Annotated in this window: 10 protein-coding genes; all 10 read right to left on the bottom strand. The window is 62.5% G+C overall.

Translation table 11 applies throughout. From position 1 onward, the window contains the following. Positions 1-169: 169 nt before the first annotated feature. Positions 170-2,629 (bottom strand): autotransporter family protein, encoded by a 2,460-nt coding sequence (locus BT125_RS06320; protein WP_072405685.1) that lies wholly within the window; start codon positions 2,627-2,629, stop codon positions 170-172. A 182-nt stretch (positions 2,630-2,811) separates the two neighbouring features. Continuing rightward, on the bottom strand, positions 2,812-3,576 hold the full coding sequence (locus BT125_RS06315) for an endonuclease/exonuclease/phosphatase family protein (protein ID WP_371857792.1): 765 nt from the start codon (positions 3,574-3,576) through the stop codon (positions 2,812-2,814). Between the two features lie 292 nt (positions 3,577-3,868). After that, positions 3,869-4,633 (bottom strand): PIG-L deacetylase family protein, encoded by a 765-nt coding sequence (locus BT125_RS06310; protein WP_072405683.1) that lies wholly within the window; start codon positions 4,631-4,633, stop codon positions 3,869-3,871. Positions 4,634-4,883: 250 nt separating this feature from the next. Further along, positions 4,884-7,043: a glycogen debranching protein GlgX gene (gene glgX / locus BT125_RS06305; protein ID WP_072405682.1), complete on the bottom strand. Its 2,160-nt coding sequence runs from the start codon at positions 7,041-7,043 to the stop codon at positions 4,884-4,886. Positions 7,044-7,269: 226 nt separating this feature from the next. Continuing rightward, entirely contained in the window at positions 7,270-7,623 is a 354-nt protein-coding gene (locus BT125_RS06300; protein WP_072405681.1) for a DUF2934 domain-containing protein, read from the bottom strand. A gap of 20 nt (positions 7,624-7,643) precedes the next feature. Next, positions 7,644-10,430, bottom strand: a complete 2,787-nt coding sequence (locus BT125_RS06295; protein ID WP_072405680.1) for a malto-oligosyltrehalose synthase — start codon at positions 10,428-10,430, stop codon at positions 7,644-7,646. Further along, on the bottom strand, positions 10,427-12,505 hold the full coding sequence (gene malQ, locus BT125_RS06290) for a 4-alpha-glucanotransferase (RefSeq protein ID WP_072405679.1): 2,079 nt from the start codon (positions 12,503-12,505) through the stop codon (positions 10,427-10,429). The genes BT125_RS06295 and malQ overlap by 4 nt, the downstream gene beginning before the upstream one ends. Next, positions 12,502-14,304, bottom strand: coding sequence for a malto-oligosyltrehalose trehalohydrolase (gene treZ, locus BT125_RS06285; protein WP_072405678.1), 1,803 nt, complete (start codon positions 14,302-14,304; stop codon positions 12,502-12,504). The genes malQ and treZ overlap by 4 nt, the downstream gene beginning before the upstream one ends. A gap of 7 nt (positions 14,305-14,311) precedes the next feature. Further along, complete coding sequence (gene glgA / locus BT125_RS06280) at positions 14,312-15,883, bottom strand: glycogen synthase GlgA (RefSeq protein WP_072405677.1); 1,572 nt, start codon at positions 15,881-15,883, stop codon at positions 14,312-14,314. A 630-nt stretch (positions 15,884-16,513) separates the two neighbouring features. Beyond that, complete coding sequence (locus tag BT125_RS06275) at positions 16,514-17,476, bottom strand: D-2-hydroxyacid dehydrogenase family protein (RefSeq protein WP_072405676.1); 963 nt, start codon at positions 17,474-17,476, stop codon at positions 16,514-16,516. Positions 17,477-17,486: the final 10 nt, after the last annotated feature.

Here is a 17,486-nt window from a genome sequence, read left to right as displayed (position 1 = left end):
CCCCTGACTGTATTTCCGGGGGTAGTACGGTGTAGTCAAGAAGACTGATGGCGGCGCGTCAAGAAAATGAACGATGAATGGCATGATGAAATCAGCGCTAATAAAGCGCTGATTTCAATTGGTTATTGTGGTGGGTGTTCGGGCGTCAAGCCCCTGTCGTAAACCCTGCCTACCAACTGATCCGAAAACCGACGTTGCCCATGACACTGTGTTGCTGGTTGCTGTCGAGGTTCTGACTGTAGTTCGCGCCGGCGTACAGGGCGACGGTGGGCGCCAGGCTTACGGTGACGCCAATCCCGAGGTCACCGGTGGAGGCGCGCTGCTGGGTCTCGACCCGTTCGGTGTCGTCGAATATCACCGAATCGGTGCCGGAAAACGTATGCCAGAGATTGGCGCGCAAGTACGGTTCCACGGGCATGCCGCTGACCTGATAGCGGCCCTTGAGGCGCGCACCGAGGCGGCCGGTCCAGGCACCGTCGGAATCGAATTCGACCTTGGAGACCCCATCGTTTTGCGTATCCAGAGAGACCTTTTGGTAGATGATCTGGACCTGGGGTTCAAAGTCCCAGTCAGTGGTCATCTTGAAGGGGTAGCCGGTCTCCGCCGAAGCGGTCAAGGCGTGCCCGCGATTGTCGATTTTCAGGCCGCGCTCGGAACGGTTGTCGCCGTTCAATCGCGTGCCCATCACCACGGTGTCGACGTAGCCGCCGTTGGGGTCGGTGAGCGTCCAGTAGAGCCCGTAGCTGTCGCCGTCGAGTTCGATCTTGCCGGCGTGTCGGCCTTCGAAACCCAGGTTGAAACCTTTGACATTGCCGTTCAATTCCGTGTGCCCGACGAAGAAGCCAATGCGCTGGGTCTGGCCACCGGACAGAAGCGAGCTGTACAGGTCGTTGCCCACCTGGAACCCCTTGATCGACCCATCGAACTGCGGCGTCACCGTACCGGCCCAGGTTTTATCCAGGTCTACGCCATAGACCCGGCTCCAACCCGCGCCGAACGCGCCGGTTTCGGTGAGAAGGCGCTGGTCGCCTTGACGGTCATGGAACGTGCCGAGGGCCATCAGGGTCAGTTGCGCCGCCGCCGGAGGCAATACCGACCAGGTCGGCACTTCCGGGCGATACAACGGGATAGGCGCCGCGCCGGGCACGGCCGTTGGCAAAGGCGGTAGCGTCGGGACTGGGGGCGCGCCCGGCGTGGGAGGCGCCGTTGGGATGGGGGCCGCTACCGGGCCGGCGACCACAGTGGAGCGCAGGTACCAGTTGTCTGGGTTACCGCTCACGCCGCCCTTGAACAGACGGTAATCGAACGCACCGGCCGAGACGGACTGCGCCAGCGAAAAGGCATTGACGTTACTGACCGCGCCACCCTGGGCCTGGACCACTTCGATGCCATCCTGGGTCGTCAGCGCACCCGTGCCGCCCAGGTTCGTGACTGTGATGGCGGTATTGCCGGTGAGCGTCCCGCCATTGACCACCAGTTTGTCGCTGGCGGAGCCATCTGCGCCGACTGCCGTTTGCACGTGCAACTGGCCGTTGTCGCCGACGTAATTGCCCTGGACGGTGAGGGTATCGTTGGTACGAGTGTTGCCCCGAGTGAGGTCCACCGTGCCGGCGTTATTGAGCGTTGCCAGCTGACCGGCAGTAAAAGGGGCGATGACACCTTGGGTCGCTGTCAGCGTGCTGCCGCTTTCGATATTGAGCGCCCCAGTGCCGGTGGCGCTGTCACCCAAGGTCAGCGTGTCGTTAAGGTCCAGTTGCGAGCCCTGGGTGAGGTTGACCGTTTCCCAGTTGGGATAACGGGCGCCGGTGCTGGAAGTGCTGCCACTGAAGGTCAGGACGTCCTGGCCCACGCCACCGTTCAGGCTGGGTGTGGTAGCGAGCTGGGTTTCATTGAGGTTGCTTAACAACGCGGTGTCGCTGCCGTCACCCATCAAGATGGCCGAGTGAATGAGGCCGCCGCTCCACTGGAACTGGTCATCGCCGGCACTGGCTCGGACCTCGCCAAGGATTTCCCCACCGCTGACGGTAATGCTGTCGTTGCCGCCGCTGACACTGACATTGCCGCCGATGCGTCCGGCGGAGAGGATGATGGTGTCCTGGCCGAAACCGGTCACCAGGTTGCCGATGATGTTGCCGCCAGACATATCGAAAACGTTGTCATCGAGCTTCATGTCGACCCGGCCGATGGTACCGCCCGTCATTCTGGCGATGTCGCCGTCTTCGAACGCATCGACGATGGTGCCCCCCGTCATCAGGAACTCATCGAGCCCGTCGCCTTGAGCCAGGGAGAGGAGCCTACCGCCATTGATGATGAAAAAGTCGGCTTCCGAGCCTTGCTCGACATCACCGTCAATCACGCCGTTGGCGTTGATCTCGATAGTGTCGACGCCGGTGCCGAACGTGACATCGCCGGAAATGACGCCGCTGCCGTTGATGGGCATGGTCAGGCGGTTGTTACCCGAAAGGTCCGTCAGCCCGGGGCTGGTGCCGCTGTCGCAGACATAAGTGTCATCGCCCGCGGTGGGTGCCAGGGTGCAGGCCGCCATGGCGGCAGGTGCGGATAACAGGAAGGGAATCGATACCCACAAGGCATTGAACAGCCGATTGAATCCTTTATCGTGCCGAATCATGTGCTATCCCTCTGCATCGGCATCCCCATTGGATACCGGTTTCAGCATCGGTTGCGCAACAGATGGCACACAGGGCCTGGCAACGCTCGCTGTATGGAATGGCACGCTAGCAACGAATGACAGGCGTCGCTACTGTCAGAACTTACAGGTCCACGGGCAGAAAGCGTGAGAGAAGACCGGCGCTACAAATGCACTTCCACCGAAAGCGGCAGATGATCGCTCAGGTGGGTCCAGGGTTTGTTGCCCAATATTTGCGGGGAATGACTGCTGGCGTTGCGCAGGTAGATGCGGTCCAGGCGCAACAGCGGGAAGCGGGCCGGATAGGTCCTGGCGGGGCGGCCCAGGTGGTGCTCGAAGGCTTCGTGCAAGTAACCTCGGCGGGCGAGGGCGAGGTTGCCGCGCAGTTGCCAGTCGTTGAAGTCACCGGCAATGATCACCGGGGCGTCCGCCGGCAGCGAATCGAGCAACTGGCAGAGCAGTTTGAGCTGCAACTGGCGATGGCTTTCCAACAGGCTCAAATGCACGCAGATCCCGTGGACCGCGGCGTGGCCTGGGACATCCAGCACGCAATGCAACAACCCGCGCCGCTCGGGGCCGGTGATGGACACATCGAGATTGCGGAACTGGCGGATCGGGTACTTGGAAAGCAAGGCGTTGCCATGGTGGCCATCGGGGTAGACCGCATTACGGCCATAGGCGAAGTCGCTCCACATGCTGTCGGCGAGGAATTCGTACTGGGACGTCTGGGGCCAGTTTTCGTAGCGTGACGCATGGCGGTCATGTTCGCCGAGCACTTCTTGCAGGAACACCAGATCGGCGCCGGTACTGCGCACCGCTTCGCGCAATTCGGGCAGGATGAAGCGCCGGTTGAGGGCGGTGAAGCCCTTATGAGTGTTGACCGTCAGGACCCGCAGCCGATGAACCGCCGCAGGCGCGTCCGATGGCATTGGTTCGACGGCTCGCCAATCGGGATCTTGAGTCACGTTCACTCCTGAATCAGAGGTACTTGTTCATGCGACTGACCCAAGGCATCGGCAGTTCCGGATTTTTCGTGTCCCCGCCGATCGCTATCGCAAGCACACTCGCTTCACATTTTTTGGCTGTGTGCCCAGATGTTGCGTACACCACCGCTCCCACAGGGGGCATGCAGAGGTTGCATTCCCAAAGATCCAATGTGGGAGCGAGCTTGCTCGCGATAGCGGTGTATCTGAACCACCGCCATCGCGAACAAGTCCAGTTTCAGATGAAGACAATCTCATAGGGCAAGCCCATCCGGTCTAGGATGACCCTGGGCAACAGTGGGGCGATGCCGCTCGCCGGTTCGCCAGCGAGTTGGCTGACGTAGGCGTGCATGGCGTGACGTTTGCGGGCGGTGGTCCAGACGTCGAGACGCAGTTTGCGGGCCCGGTGCCAGGGGATCTTATTCTGCTCGCGGACCGGCCAGTGCCAGGCCCACACCGGCAGCTCGTTGAACGCCACTCCGATCCTGTCGGCGGCCAGGGCCCCGGCGCGTCCGACGGTGTCATGGTCGCTGTCGCCGTCCTGGCGCCAGGTGCTGAACACCACGTCACCGGGTTGCAGGTGACGGGCAATAAACGTGGCCAGTTCGGTTTCGTGTTCGGCCAGGTTTTTTTCCGGAAAACCGCCGCGCACCCATTGCAGGTCATGGGCGTCGATGCCCAGGCGATGCAGGGCGTCGACGCTTTCCTGGGGGTGAGGGCGGTGGGCACGCAGGCGTTCGTCGTGCCACAGCGGTGAGCCGGGGTGGACCAGGGCGCCATCGGTGACCGAGATCAGCAACATGGGCTGGTCCAGATTGTTCAGCAATTGCAGCAATCCGCCACAGGCCCCGACCTCATCGCCCGGGTGCGGGGCAAGGATGACGGCGCGAGCGCCGGCGGGAATGAGGGTCTGGGTACTGATGATCGGAATATCGGCCAGTTGCGCAGCACTGTTCCAGATTTGCGGGTGCTGCCGGCCAGGCAGGCGAGAGGCGGGCTTCATAAGCGACATCCTTGTATGTATTCAATCTTTCAGCCATGCACCGGGCCTACTGTCCGATGGCACCGATGGGGCATGACTGCGATTCACAGCGCTCCGAATCCTGGAGACTACCGCAGGGGAAGTATTGACCATGTCAGCCGATCCGTCTCGTGACATGTGCATCTGAGCTGCATTTTTTTCTTGAATCTGGACGGTGTGGAATAAAAAACCGCGTCCTTGCGGTTCCTTATGGCTGTTTACAGCAGGTATTTCAATCCTCTTCTTCGCGTTGCAGCTCGAACAGCAGCAGCGAGCGTCCGGTGACAGAGTATTCGGAATCGAAATCGAAGCGCTCCTGCCCACGAACGGTTGGCTGGTTGGTGTCGACCATGCAGGTCCAGAAACTGCCCTCCGGGACTTCCGGCAAGCGGAAATTGACGATGTCATGATGGGCGTTGACCACCAGCAGCAGCGTCGCATCGCCCCCCTTGCGCCGAATGCCGGTTTCCTGGGCGCGGCCGTCCATCAGCATGCCGAGGCAGCGACCATGGCTGTCCTGCCACTGTTCGATGGTCATTTCGCTGCCGTCCGGGGCCAGCCACGTCACATCCTTGACGCCGATGTCCTCGTTGTAATTACCCACCAGGAAGCGTCCACGTCGCAGGATCGGGTAGGTCAGGCGCAACTTGATCAGGCGCTTGACGAACTTGAGCAGCGCCGCGCCATCCTCGCTCAGGTCCCAGTTGACCCAGCCAATCTCGCTGTCCTGGCAATAGGCGTTGTTGTTGCCGTGCTGGGTACGGGCGAACTCGTCGCCGGCGACGAGCATCGGCGTACCTTGGGCCAGCAGCAGGGTGGCGAAGAAGTTACGCATCTGCCGATGGCGCAGCGCGTTGATCTCCGGATCATCCGTCGGGCCTTCGACGCCATGGTTCCAGGACAGGTTGTTATTGCTGCCGTCCTGATTGTTCTCGTCGTTGGCTTCGTTGTGCTTGTCGTTGTACGACACCAGGTCATGCAAGGTGAAACCATCGTGGGCGGTGACGAAGTTCACCGACGCATACGGCCGCCGGCCACGTTGATTGAACATCTCGCCCGAGGCGGTCATCCGGCTGGCAAAATCGGCAAGCTGGCCGTCATCCCCCTTCCAGAAGGCTCGTACCGTGTCGCGGAACTTGTCGTTCCACTCGACCCAACCCGGCGGGAAGTGTCCGACCTGGTAGCCCCCGGGGCCACAGTCCCAAGGCTCGGCGATCATTTTCACCTGGCGCAGCACCGGATCCTGGCGGCAGGCGACGAGGAAGCTGTGGCGCTCGTCGAAACCGTCATGGTAACGGCCGAGAATGGTCGCCAGGTCGAAGCGGAAGCCATCGACGTGCATTTCCGTGGCCCAGTAGCGCAGCGAGTCAGTGACCATTTGCAGCACGCAGGGATGGCTCAGGTCCAGGGTGTTGCCGGTTCCGGAGTCGTTGATGTAGTAGCGCTTGTCGTCGGGCATCAGTCGATAGTAGGAGGCGTTATCGATGCCGCGCATGGACAGGGTGGGGCCCTGTTCGTTGCCCTCGGCGGTGTGGTTGTAGACCACGTCGAGGATGACTTCCAGGTTGGCCTCGTGCAGGTGGGCGACCATCTCCTTGAACTCGGCGATTTTGCCGCTGGCCAGGTAGCGCGGGTCGGGCGCGAAGAAGGCAATGCTGTTGTAGCCCCAGTAATTGGTCATGCCTTTGTGCAGCAGGTGCTGGTCATTGACGAAGGCATGGATGGGCAGCAGTTCCACCGAAGAGACACCCAGCTTGCGGATATGCTCCAGCACATCGTCGACCATCAGCCCGGCGAACGTACCGCGCAGGTTCTCGGGCACCGACGGGTGACGCATGGTGAGGCCGCGCACGTGGGTTTCATACAGGATGGTCTTGTCCCAAGGCACGCTGACGCGCTGGTCGTGGCCCCAGGTGTGTGCGGGGTCGATGACTTTGCACTTGGGAACGAACGGGGCGCTGTCGCGCTCATCGAAACTGAGGTCGCCGTCGGGGTGGCCGATGGTGTAGCCGAACAGGGCTTCGGACCACTTCAGTTGGCCGACCAGTTGCTTGGCGTAGGGGTCGATCAACAGCTTGTTCGGGTTGAAGCGATGGCCGTTCGCCGGATCATAGGGGCCATAGACCCGGTAGCCATAGATCAATCCCGGGTGGGCATCCGGCAGATAGCCGTGGTAAATCTCGTCGGTGTATTCCGGCAGCTCGATGCGTTCGAGTTCGACTTCGCCGGCATCATCGAAAATGCACAGTTCGACCTTGGTGGCATTGGCTGAAAACAGCGCGAAATTGACCCCGAGGCCATCCCAGGTTGCACCCAGTGGAAAAGGCAGCCCTTCACGAATCCGCGAAGCCTCGATAACGGGCGGCGGCGTGGTTTTATTTGGACGGGTCATAATTGCTCCTGCAAAAAAACAGACAGATACAGCGATGCGGTTCACTTGAAGGGGATGGCATCACCCTTCACCTGTGGCGAGGGGATTTATCCCGCTACGTGGGACAAAGTTGCTTCACTGTGAGAGCAAGGCTTGTCCGCGACGAAGATGGGTTCCTCCGGACATCGAGGCGCCTGTTTCGCGAGCAAGCGTTGCTCCCACTTGGCGAGGAGACCGGTAGGACGACTCAAACCGCCGGCGGCTTGCGCGGTGCCCGAGGTTTTTTGTCGGCGGCCTTGTTCGCCGGTGGCACGATCGCTGCGGTCGCCGCAGAAGGTTTGGCCGCTGGCTTAGCCTTGGGCGTGGTGTTTTTCGCGACGGTCTTGGCCGCGGTGCCCTTGGTTGCGGCAGGCTTGGCGCCATCGGTCTTGCTGGCCGCCGATTTACTCGCGGCCTTGGGTGGCTTGCTGGGCGCAAGCGCTTCGGCTTCAGCCAGTTTGCGCGCCATCTCCCAGTGGCGTTTTTCCTGCCCGGCAGGCTTACCTTCGGACTCCCAGATCTGATAGGCGAATTCGCGAATGCGTTTATCGTCGGTACTCATCGCAGTGCTCCTGATTCAACTCAAGGTTGGATAAAGACATTGACCGGGAAATTCCCCAGCGCGGTGCTGATCAGCAGCTCCCTTTGGGGTGTGACTGTTGCGCTTGAAAAAAGTCCCTTCAGTTTTTCATCCTTGGCGGCGAACGGTAACGATACGCGGGTATCGCCCCAATCCGACGCAGCCACCAGCGGCACGGCACTGTTTTCCAGCAAGTGCGCCGCATGGACAGGTACGACAACGATCGCCCGTTGTTGCGAGTCCTCACGCATGAAGGCCAATACCCGATGGGCCTGCTCACCGAGCACTTCCAGCGGTTGGTAGCGGCCCTGGCGCCATAGCTGCGGATACTCGGCCCGCACGGCCAGTGTCCGGGCGATCAATGCCTGCTTGATCCGGCCGTCACGCCAATCGCGTACCAACGCGGCTGGGGTGTTGTCGGCCTGCATCGCTTCGCGGCGTGCCTGGAAATCCACCGGGCGGCGGTTGTCCGGGTCCACCAGGCTGAAGTCCCAGAACTCGTTGCCTTGGTACAGGTCCGGTACGCCGGGTACGGTCATGCGCAGCAAAGTTTGCGCCAGACTGTTGAGGGCGCCCGCCGGCGCGACGGCCTGGACCGCCTCGGCGATGGCGCTGCGCAAGGGCAGCCCCTCTTCGCCCAGCAGCAGACGTTCGAGGAACATCTGGGTGGCTTGCTCATAGGCGTCGTTGACCGCCGCCCAACTGCTTTGCAACTTGGCTTCGCGCAGGGCCTTGCGTTGCCATTGCCACAGGCGCTCGTTGTAGGCGGCCAGCGCCTGATGGTCCTGGAGGTCGAGGTCCAGCGGCCAGCTGCCGAGCAGCGCTTGGTACAGGATCAGTTCATCGCCGGCCGAGGGCGCCGCCGGATCGCTGTGCAATGAAGGTGAGAGGATGCGCCATTGTTCCACGCAGGCGGTGTACCAGTCGGCGCGCTCGCTGAGCACGGCCAGCCTGGCGCGGGTATCTTCGCCGCGCTTATGGTCGTGGGTGGCGGTGGTCATCAAGTTGTCGGGAAAATGCTCGAGGCGTTCGGCGCACACTTGGTGGAACGCCTGCGCCGGGGCGCTGAAACGCTCGGTGTTATAGCCCACGTCATTGCGCGACAGCAGCACCGCCGAGCGATAGAGGGCGGTGTCCTCCACGGCCTTGGCGGCGGCCGGCGAGGTCAGTTGCTGGAAGCGTACGCAGGCGTGGCGCAGGCGTTTGCGCTGGCTGCCGCGGGGGCGTTGCCGCCAAGGCATGCCACCGAGCCAGCCGGCCAGGCAGTCGAGCACCGGCCAGTCGGCTTCGCTGAGGGTTTGCCGGGCGCCTTCCAGGGCCTGGTTGAAAAACACCTCGTCTTCAGCAGAGCGCCCCAACGGCGTGATGTAGGTGCGATACACCGGGAAATGCACGATCAATTCCTGCAAGGCCCGCCGAATCGCGCCCAGGGTCAGGTCGCGGGTCATCACATCGTCCCGGGCCACTTGCAGCAGGGCCTGGGCAACGCTTTCGAAATCCCCGGCCAAGGAACCATTGAGTATCTGCTGGCGAGCCAGGCGGGCTTCTTCGATGAAGTGCGCCGGCCGCTCACTGTGCCGGCTCCAGAATTCGGCAAGGGGGGCGGCACCGACCGGGTCATGCTGCAACAGCGAGACCTGGTTCATGAACTCGTAGCCGGTGCTGCCGTCGATGTTCCAGTCCCGCCGCAACGTCTCGCCATCGCCGAGGATCTTCTCGACGAAAATCGGCAGGTGTCGGGTCGGCGACAGCGAATTCACGCGTCGGCGCAATTTGCGGCAGTAACCACGAGGGTCGGCAAGACCGTCGATGTGATCGATCCGCAGCCCATCCACCAACCCTTCGCCGATCAATTCGAAGATCTTGGCATGGGTGGCTTCGAATACCGCCGGACGCTCGACCCGCAGCCCACCCAATTCATTGACATCGAAAAAGCGCCGCCAATTGATGTCGTCCGCCGCGGTGCGCCAGCTGGCGAGCCGGTAGCTCTGGCGCTCCAGCAACTGATGCAGGTGTTCGAAGCCCTGGGGCTGAGTAGAGTCGTAGCCGGCCAGGTTGTCCTCGATCGCGGCCAGGATGCCGGCGTGTACCGCCAGGTCCCGCAACTCCGTTTGCAGCGGGCGGGCGAGGGCGTGGGCATCGGTCTGGTAATTCAACGTGGTGAATCGCTCAGCCAGGGTCTTGAGCGATTCGGCCTGCTCGGTGGGCAGGGTTTCGGCGGGTTTGAGCAGCTCGCCGTAGTGCATCGGGCAAATCGGGAAGCGGTGTTCATAGTGTTCGACGTAGAAGCTGCCGTGGGTGGTATCGAAGCGCAGTCGCAAGGTGCCTTCCTGCAAGGCCACGCCGTAGTCGCTGCCCAGGAACGGCAGCAACAACTGGCCTTCCATCAGCGGGTCGGGGGAATGCCACTGGATATCGAAGAACTCGCCGTAAGGGCTGAGTCGACCCCATTCCAACAGATCCAGCCACCAGGGATTGTCATTGCCGCCGACGGCCATGTGATTGGACACGATGTCGAGGATCAAGCCCATTCGGTGCTCGCGCAAGGCTGCAACCAGGCGCTTGAGCGCGGCTTCGCCACCCAGCTCGGGGTTGACCAGGGTCGGATCGACCACGTCATAGCCGTGCATGGAGCCGGCCCGGGCCTTGAGCAGCGGAGAGGCATATATATGGCTGATGCCCAACGCGGCGAAGTACGGCACCTGGGGTATGGCATCGTCCAGGGTGAAGCCTTTATGGAACTGCAGGCGCAAGGTTGCCCGCAGAGGTTGGATCAATGGCTGTTTCATCGGTCACGCTCGTTCGCCTGAAGTCGCGCGCAGGCGAGTATTTCCAGACGCCGGGCGGCGTCCGGGTGATCCAGTAACGCCTGGCTCTGCTGGGCCAGGCGGCGGCGCCAATTGGGATGGGTATCGATGGTGCCGGGCAGGTTGGCCTGCTCCTCGATCCCCAGGGCATCTTCGAGTGGCAACAACACCAGCGGTGCGCGGGTGTGGCCGAGGAAACGCACGCTGGCATCCAGCACCTGGTCGGTCTCGCGGTGTTCTTCGCGAAAATTCTGCGGATCCTGATTCAGCGCATGACGCAGACCTTCGCGTTCGCGCTCGCGGTGTTTGCGCCAGTCCATTTCGGTGTGGGAGTCGATCAGGTCCAGCCGGGCATTCCAGTCGATGTCGTGACCGTGCCACCAGCCGTTGAGCGTCGGCAGGTCATGGGTGCTGGTAGTGGCCAGGGCGTTGTCCGGCCAGTCCAGGATGGGTTTGAAGTGGGTGTTGTCCTGTTCGAACAACAGCACGCGCATGCCGAGGATCGAGCGGGCGCTGAGTTTGTCCCGCAAACCATCCGGCACGGTACCGAGGTCTTCGCCCAGCACGATGGCCTGGTGCCGATGGGATTCCAGTGCCAGCAAGCGCAACAGGTCGTCCACTGGGTAATACAGGTAGGCACCGTCGCTGGGAGGGGCGTCGTTGGGAATCACCCAGAGCCGTTGCAAGCCCATGACATGATCGATGCGCAAGCCACCGGCGTGGGCAAAGTTGGCCCGCAGCATTTCAATGAAGGCGCGAAAGCCGTTGCGCACCAAGCCTTCCGGGGAGAACGCCGAAATGCCCCAGCCTTGGCCGGAGCGATTGAGAATGTCCGGTGGCGCGCCCACGGTCAACGAGGCGAGCAGTTCATCCTGCCGGCTCCAGGCTTGGCTGCCAGCGCCATCGGCACCTACCGCCAGGTCGGCGATCAGGCCGATGCCCATGCCGCTGGATTTGGCTGCGCTCTGGGCGCGTTCCAGGCAACGGGCGATCAACCATTGGCAAAAGGCGTAGAAACCGATTTCGTCGGCATTTTCTTCGGCGAAATGGGCCAGGACCGCGCTGCGCGGATCGCGCCATTCTTCCGGCCACTGCCGCCAGTCGAGGCTTTCGCCACGGGCGGCGCGTTCGGCCTGCAAGGCCTCGAAGCGGCAATGGTTTTCCAGGGCTTCGCCGCTGGTGTGGCGGAAACTGCTGAAGTCTTCATGTAGCGGGTGCGCGCCCTGGCTGAACCCGTCGTACAAGGCGCGAAGGATTTTCTGCTTGGCTTGGGCGGCGATTGGCCAATCGATCAGCGGCTGCTCTTCCAGGTTGCGCAGCTGGTTGGTCAAGCCGGTGGCGTCGATGGCGGTGCGCAGGGCACGTTCACCGAGGATAGTGCCGGGGGCGGCGTACAGGCTGTTGAGGAACAGTCGGCTGGACGGTGAATAAGGGCTGTAGCGCCCGGTGTCGCTGCTGAACATCGCGTGCATAGGGCTGATGGCAATGGCCTCGGCGCCGCGCTCGCCGGCCACACGCACCAGTTCCTCCAGGGCCTGGGTATCGCCGAAACCGCCGTCCCCGGGACGTCGCAGGGCATACAGCTGCGCGCTCAGGCCCCAGGCCCGTGGCGTCGGGTCGTCCACCGCATCGGCCACGCTGTAGCAGCGGGCGGGTGCGACGGCCAGGGTGAAATGCTGGTCCCGGATGTGGACGTGCTGATAACCCACCGGGACCATGCCCGGCAGCTTGCCGTCGGCATCGAGGTTCAGATTCAGTGTCGCGCCGTCTTCGAGTTTGATTTCGCAGGGGGTCCCGGCCTCGAAGTAGCGGCTCAAGTCCAGGCTGGTCCCGACATCGGCGGTGATCAGCGGTGGCAGTTGATGGTTCTGTTGATCCTCCTGCAACTGCAGCAGGCTGGCATCGATTTCCTGGGCACTGCCGGCTGGATGGCCCAGGCCAGTGAGGACCGAACGCAAGACGGCCGGTGAGACTTTCTGGGGCCGGCCATTGGCATCGATCCAATCCACCGCCAGGCCCGCTCGGCCGGCGAGGATTTCCAGTTGCGCATCGCTCATTGGCGCTCTCCAGTGATGTTGGGCAAGGTTGTCGCCTGCGTCAGACTGACCAGCGCGCTGTAGGGCGCAAGGACGCCCTGTTGCAACAGACCCACGACCTGCTGCGGATGTTCGAAAAGAATGCGGGCCTCTTCCGGGGCGTGATGTGCGACGGGCTGGTCGCCAAGGTTCAGGTCGATGCGCAACACACTGCCATCGCCCAGTCGCCAGCGTGCGCTGACAGCACCATGGCCCAGCACATCGGCTCCCAGGCCCTGGGCACCGGGCAGGCGCGGGACGATCTCTTCACGGCGGATTTTCAGCAGTTGGCGATACAGCGCCTCGCTGGCCTGCTGCTCTGCGCGTTGCGATTCCAGGCTTGGACGGGAAACCTCGAAGGTGCTGGCCGCGTTGGGGTCGGGAATCCGCTCGCGTGTCTGCGGATCGGCAAAGGCACTGAACGCCTTGAACTCGTTGCGTCGGCCTTCGCGCACGAGTTCTGCCAGTTCGCCGTGATGACTGGTAAAGAACAGGAACGGTTGTTCGGCGGCCACCTCATCGCCCATGAACAGCAGCGGAATCATCGGTGACAACAGCAACAAGACTGTCGCCGCTTGCAAGGCCTGGGACGGGGCGAGCTGATGCAGGCGTTCGCCCAGGGCACGGTTGCCAATCTGGTCATGGTTCTGCAGGAACAGCACGAATGCGCTCGGTGGCAGGTGACCGCTGGGTTCGCCCCGGGATTCGCCGTGGCGATTGGTGTGGCCCTGGAAGACGAAACCCTGGCTCAGGCAACGTGCCAATTGTTCCGTCGGCTGCTCGGCATAGTCGGCGTAATAGGCGTCGGTCTCGCCAGTCAGCAGCACGTGCAAGGCATTATGGCCATCGTCGTTCCACTGGGCGTCGTAGCCCTGTTCCAGCAGGCTGGCCTGGTTGTGTTCGTTTTCCACGGTCAGCCAGACATGCCGACCGGGGTCAACCTGTTCGCGCACCCTGGCCGCCAGTTCCTGGAGAAAATCCGGGTCTTCGATGGCGTGTACCGCGTCGAAGCGCAGGCCGTCGAAGCGGTATTCCAGCAACCACATGAGCGCATTGTCGATGAAGAAGTCCCGCACTTCGCGGCGGCGGAAATCGATCGCCGCGCCCCAGGGCGTGTGCTTGTCTTCGCGGAAGAAGCCCTTGGCATAGCGGTGCAGGTAGTTGCCGTCGGGACCGAAGTGGTTGTAGACCACATCCAGGATGACGGACAGCCCATGTCCGTGGGCGCTGTCGATCAGATGCTTGAGTTGTTCAGGTGTGCCGTAGGAGGCTTGAGGCGCGTAGGGCAGGACCCCGTCGTAGCCCCAGTTGCGATCGCCGGGAAACTGCGCCAGGGGCATCAGCTCGATGGCGGTGACGCCCAGCCCGGCCAGGCGGGCCAAATGCTGTTCGACACCGTTGAAACCGCCCAGGGCGCCCACGTGCAATTCGTAGATGACGGCTTCGTGCCAGGGGCGGCCGGACCATTGGGTGTGCCGCCATGGGTAAGCATGGGGGTCGACCACTACGCTGTGGCGGTCAATGTCGCCGGCCTGGGCGCGAGAGGCCGGGTCCGGCACCTCCAACTCGCCATCAATGTTGTAGCGGTAGCGGGTGCCGGCGGGGCAACGGGTCTGGATCATGAACCAGCCGTCGGCTTGAGGCAGTAGCGGTATGGAGTCTCCAGTGTCGAGTTCGACACTGACAAAAAAGGCATCCGGGGCCCAGAGGGCGAAGCGGGTGTGCTCGTCATCCAGCATGACCGCCCCGTGGGTCCATGTATCAGGCGTCCTTGACGTCATTGTTACCTCATTGTCTGGCCGATTTTCCCAGTGACTTCGCCACCAGCTGTTCGTAGAGTTCGGCGTAGGGTTCCACGGCCTGGCGCCAGTTGAACGGTGCCGACATGGCCCGGCAGCGCATGGCGTTGAGCAGCTCGGGGAACTCGAAAACCTTGAAGGCCCGGCTCAGCGCCTGCTGGTAGCTCTCCACGGTGGACTCGTCGAACAGGAAACCGGTGACGCCATCTTCGATGGTGTCTGCCAGGCCTCCGGTATTGCGCGCCACCGGCAGCGAGCCGAAGCGTTGGGCGTACATCTGGCTCAAGCCGCAGGGCTCGTAGCGCGACGGCATCAGCAGGAAATCGCTGCCGGCGAACATCCGCCGCGCATCGGTTTCGTTGAAGCCGATGCGCACGCCGATGCGGCCGGGGAAGCGCAGTGCCAGTTCGCGCATGGCCTGTTCTTCCTCCGGTTCGCCACGACCGATAATGGCGATCTGGCCGCCGGATTCGACGATGAACTCGGCGACCGCTTCGGTCAGGTCCAGGCCTTTCTGGTAGACCAGGCGCGAAACCACGGCGAACAACGGGCCAGTGGAGTCGTCGAGACCAAACAGTTCACGCACATGGCTGGCGTTGACGGCCTTGCCTTCCCAGTCGCCCATGGAGAACTGACGGAACAGGTGCGTGTCCGTGGCCGAGTCCCAGCTTTCATCGATGCCGTTGGGGATGCCGCTGAGCAAGCCTTGTTGGGTCTTGGCGGCCAGGAAGCCGTCGAGTCCGCAACCAAACTCAGGGGTGGTGATCTCCTGGGCATAGGTGGCGCTGACAGTGGTGATATGGCTGGAGTAGGCCATTCCGGCCTTCAGGAACGACAGTTTGCCGTAGAACTCCATGCCTTCCTGTTGCAGGGCGTGCTCGGGGATGCCCAGTTCCGGGCAGGACGCCAGGCTGACCACGCCCTGGTACGCCAGGTTGTGGATGGTAAACAGGGTCGGGGTGCGTTGCCCGCGCCAGTGCATGTAGGCCGGGGCCAGCCCGGCTGGCCAGTCGTGGGCGTGGACCAGGTCCGGGCACCAGTGGATCTGTGCCAGGTTGGCGGCGATGTCGGCGGCAGCCAGGCCCAGGCGGGCGAAGCGAATGTGGTTGTCCGGCCAGTCGCGACCGTTGTTGGCACCGTAGGGAGAGCCTTCGCGGGCAAACAGTTCCGGGCAGATCAGTACGTATATCACCAAGCCGTCGGCCATGTCCATGCGCCCGATCTTGCAGGGCGGCAGCGCTGCGTGGCCGCCCAGTTCGCCGACGATGTGGATCGGATTGCCGCTGTTCATCACTTGCGGATAGCCAGGGATCAACACCCGGACATCATGCAGCCCGGCCATGGCCCGAGGCAGTGCCGAGGACACATCGCCCAGGCCGCCGGTCTTGACCAGGTCGGCGATTTCCGAGGTGACGAACAAGACTTTCTTGCGATTGGGATTCTGTCGAACGACGGGGAGCAGTGCCTTGCCGCCGGTGACCAACACCGGGGCCGTCGGCGATTCGGCCGCCGGCGGTAATTGAGAACGGACTTGTTGTGGTTCCAAGGCAGCACTGATCATAAATATCTCCCATTTTCTCGATCTGTTTCCGGCAAGCGCCAGAGCTGTTGTTTCATTGGCCGAATCCTGCGGCCAGGCGCACAAGCGCTACGCAAGGAAAGCGAACGGCTACCCAAACGCGACGAAGCGAATCAGCTGAAGGAGCTGTTGCAATGACCTGTGCAAGGACTGCACCAGTCGCTGTTGCCCTACCTCTAACCTGACCTGTCGCCGTTGCGAAAAGTTTCGACTTTTTTTCGTCTGGATGACCGGTCGGTTTTCTCCCCGGTTTGGCAGTCTAGGTCATATCCTAGAGCGGTGCGCCTCGGTTCGTCGTATTGTCCGACAATCACGTTTTTTAGCGGCAATGTCTTACACGACGAAGGGGAGTACGCACCGACGAAGTGCAGTTTCCTGCAAAGAAAAAAGTGTAGGGGGAGGGAGGCGGTTCATTGGCGTGCGCGATGGAATGGCGAGACGCACCATTGGAGGGCGGGTGAGATAGAGGCACTTTGATGGCTAATAACATCCTTGGAAGAGCACCGTTTCCTGTGGGAGCGTACTCGTGTGTCAGTCACAAACCTGCAACTGATCCTCCGCTATCGCGAGCAAGCTCGCTCCCACAGAAAAAGGTGGGATGCTCCTCCGGGTTCAGCCCATCGGCGTCAGCAACCGAATCGGCTGGCCCGCCGTCCAGGCCAGCAAGTCTTCGATCATCTGGGAATAGAACTGCTGGTAATTCTGTCGACTGACGTAACCCACATGAGGTGTGGCCAGCACGTTCTCCAGGGTGCGGAATGGATGGGCGAGGGGCAAGGGCTCCTGGGCGAATACGTCCAGGGCGGCACCGGCCAGGCGCCGGTGCAGCAGGGCGTCGATCAGCGCGGTCTCATCGACGATCGGCCCGCGGGAGGTATTGACCAGCAGCGCCTCGGGTTTCATCCAGCCCAGCGCCTGGGCATCCACCAGGCCGCGGGTGCGTTCGCCGAGCACCAGGTGGACCGAGAGAATGTCGGCCTGTTCGAACAACGCCTGCTTGCTGACGTAGGTCACACCCGCTTCGGCGGCCCGTTCGGCGCTGAGATTCTGGCTCCAGGCGATGACTCGCATGCCGAATACCTGGCCGAACTGCGCCACCCGTGTCCCGATGCTGCCCAGGCCGAGGATCGCCAGCGTCTTGCCGTGCAGGTCGCCGCCCAGGCCTTGCTGCCACAGACCGGCGCGCAAGGCATTGGCTTCCGGCACCAGGTTTCGGGCCAGGGCCATGATCAGTGCCCAGGTCAGTTCGGGCGCGGCGTGCTTGTAGCTGTCGGTGCCGCACACCTGGATGCCCAGCTCGGCTGCGGCCTTCAGGTCCAGGGCGGCATTGCGCATGCCGCCGGTGAGCAGCAGCTTGAGGTTGGGCAGGCGGCGCAGCAGGCCTTCATCGAACACAGTGCGCTCGCGCATCACGCAGATCACCTCGAAGCGCTGCAAGCGTTCGGCGAGGGTGTCGCGGTCGGCGGGATAGTCGTGGAGAAAGGTCACTTGGCCGACGCTGTCGAGCACCGACCAGTCCACCACACCGCGTGCCACATCTTGCCAATCGTCTATGACTGCTATTTGCACCGCCATGGAACACCTC

The organism is Pseudomonas sp. NFACC04-2 (assembly GCF_900119265.1).
GTDB lineage: Bacteria > Pseudomonadota > Gammaproteobacteria > Pseudomonadales > Pseudomonadaceae > Aquipseudomonas > Aquipseudomonas fluorescens_AA.
Note: the sequence above shows the minus strand (reverse complement) of the source record. Positions and strands in the feature narration are given on the sequence as shown.

What these genes read in the sequence shown, in the direction of transcription:
- glgX (WP_072405682.1), bottom strand. Translation starts at nt 7,043, where the DNA reads ATGACCCGTCCAAATAAAACCACGCCGCCGCCCGTTATCGAGGCTTCG.
- BT125_RS06310 (WP_072405683.1), bottom strand. Translation starts at nt 4,633, where the DNA reads ATGAAGCCCGCCTCTCGCCTGCCTGGCCGGCAGCACCCGCAAATCTGG.
- BT125_RS06275 (WP_072405676.1), bottom strand. Translation starts at nt 17,476, where the DNA reads ATGGCGGTGCAAATAGCAGTCATAGACGATTGGCAAGATGTGGCACGC.
- glgA (WP_072405677.1), bottom strand. Translation starts at nt 15,883, where the DNA reads ATGATCAGTGCTGCCTTGGAACCACAACAAGTCCGTTCTCAATTACCG.
- malQ (WP_072405679.1), bottom strand. Translation starts at nt 12,505, where the DNA reads ATGAGCGATGCGCAACTGGAAATCCTCGCCGGCCGAGCGGGCCTGGCG.
- BT125_RS06320 (WP_072405685.1), bottom strand. Translation starts at nt 2,629, where the DNA reads ATGATTCGGCACGATAAAGGATTCAATCGGCTGTTCAATGCCTTGTGG.
- BT125_RS06315 (WP_371857792.1), bottom strand. Translation starts at nt 3,576, where the DNA reads ATGCCATCGGACGCGCCTGCGGCGGTTCATCGGCTGCGGGTCCTGACG.
- BT125_RS06295 (WP_072405680.1), bottom strand. Translation starts at nt 10,430, where the DNA reads ATGAAACAGCCATTGATCCAACCTCTGCGGGCAACCTTGCGCCTGCAG.
- treZ (WP_072405678.1), bottom strand. Translation starts at nt 14,304, where the DNA reads ATGACGTCAAGGACGCCTGATACATGGACCCACGGGGCGGTCATGCTG.
- BT125_RS06300 (WP_072405681.1), bottom strand. Translation starts at nt 7,623, where the DNA reads ATGAGTACCGACGATAAACGCATTCGCGAATTCGCCTATCAGATCTGG.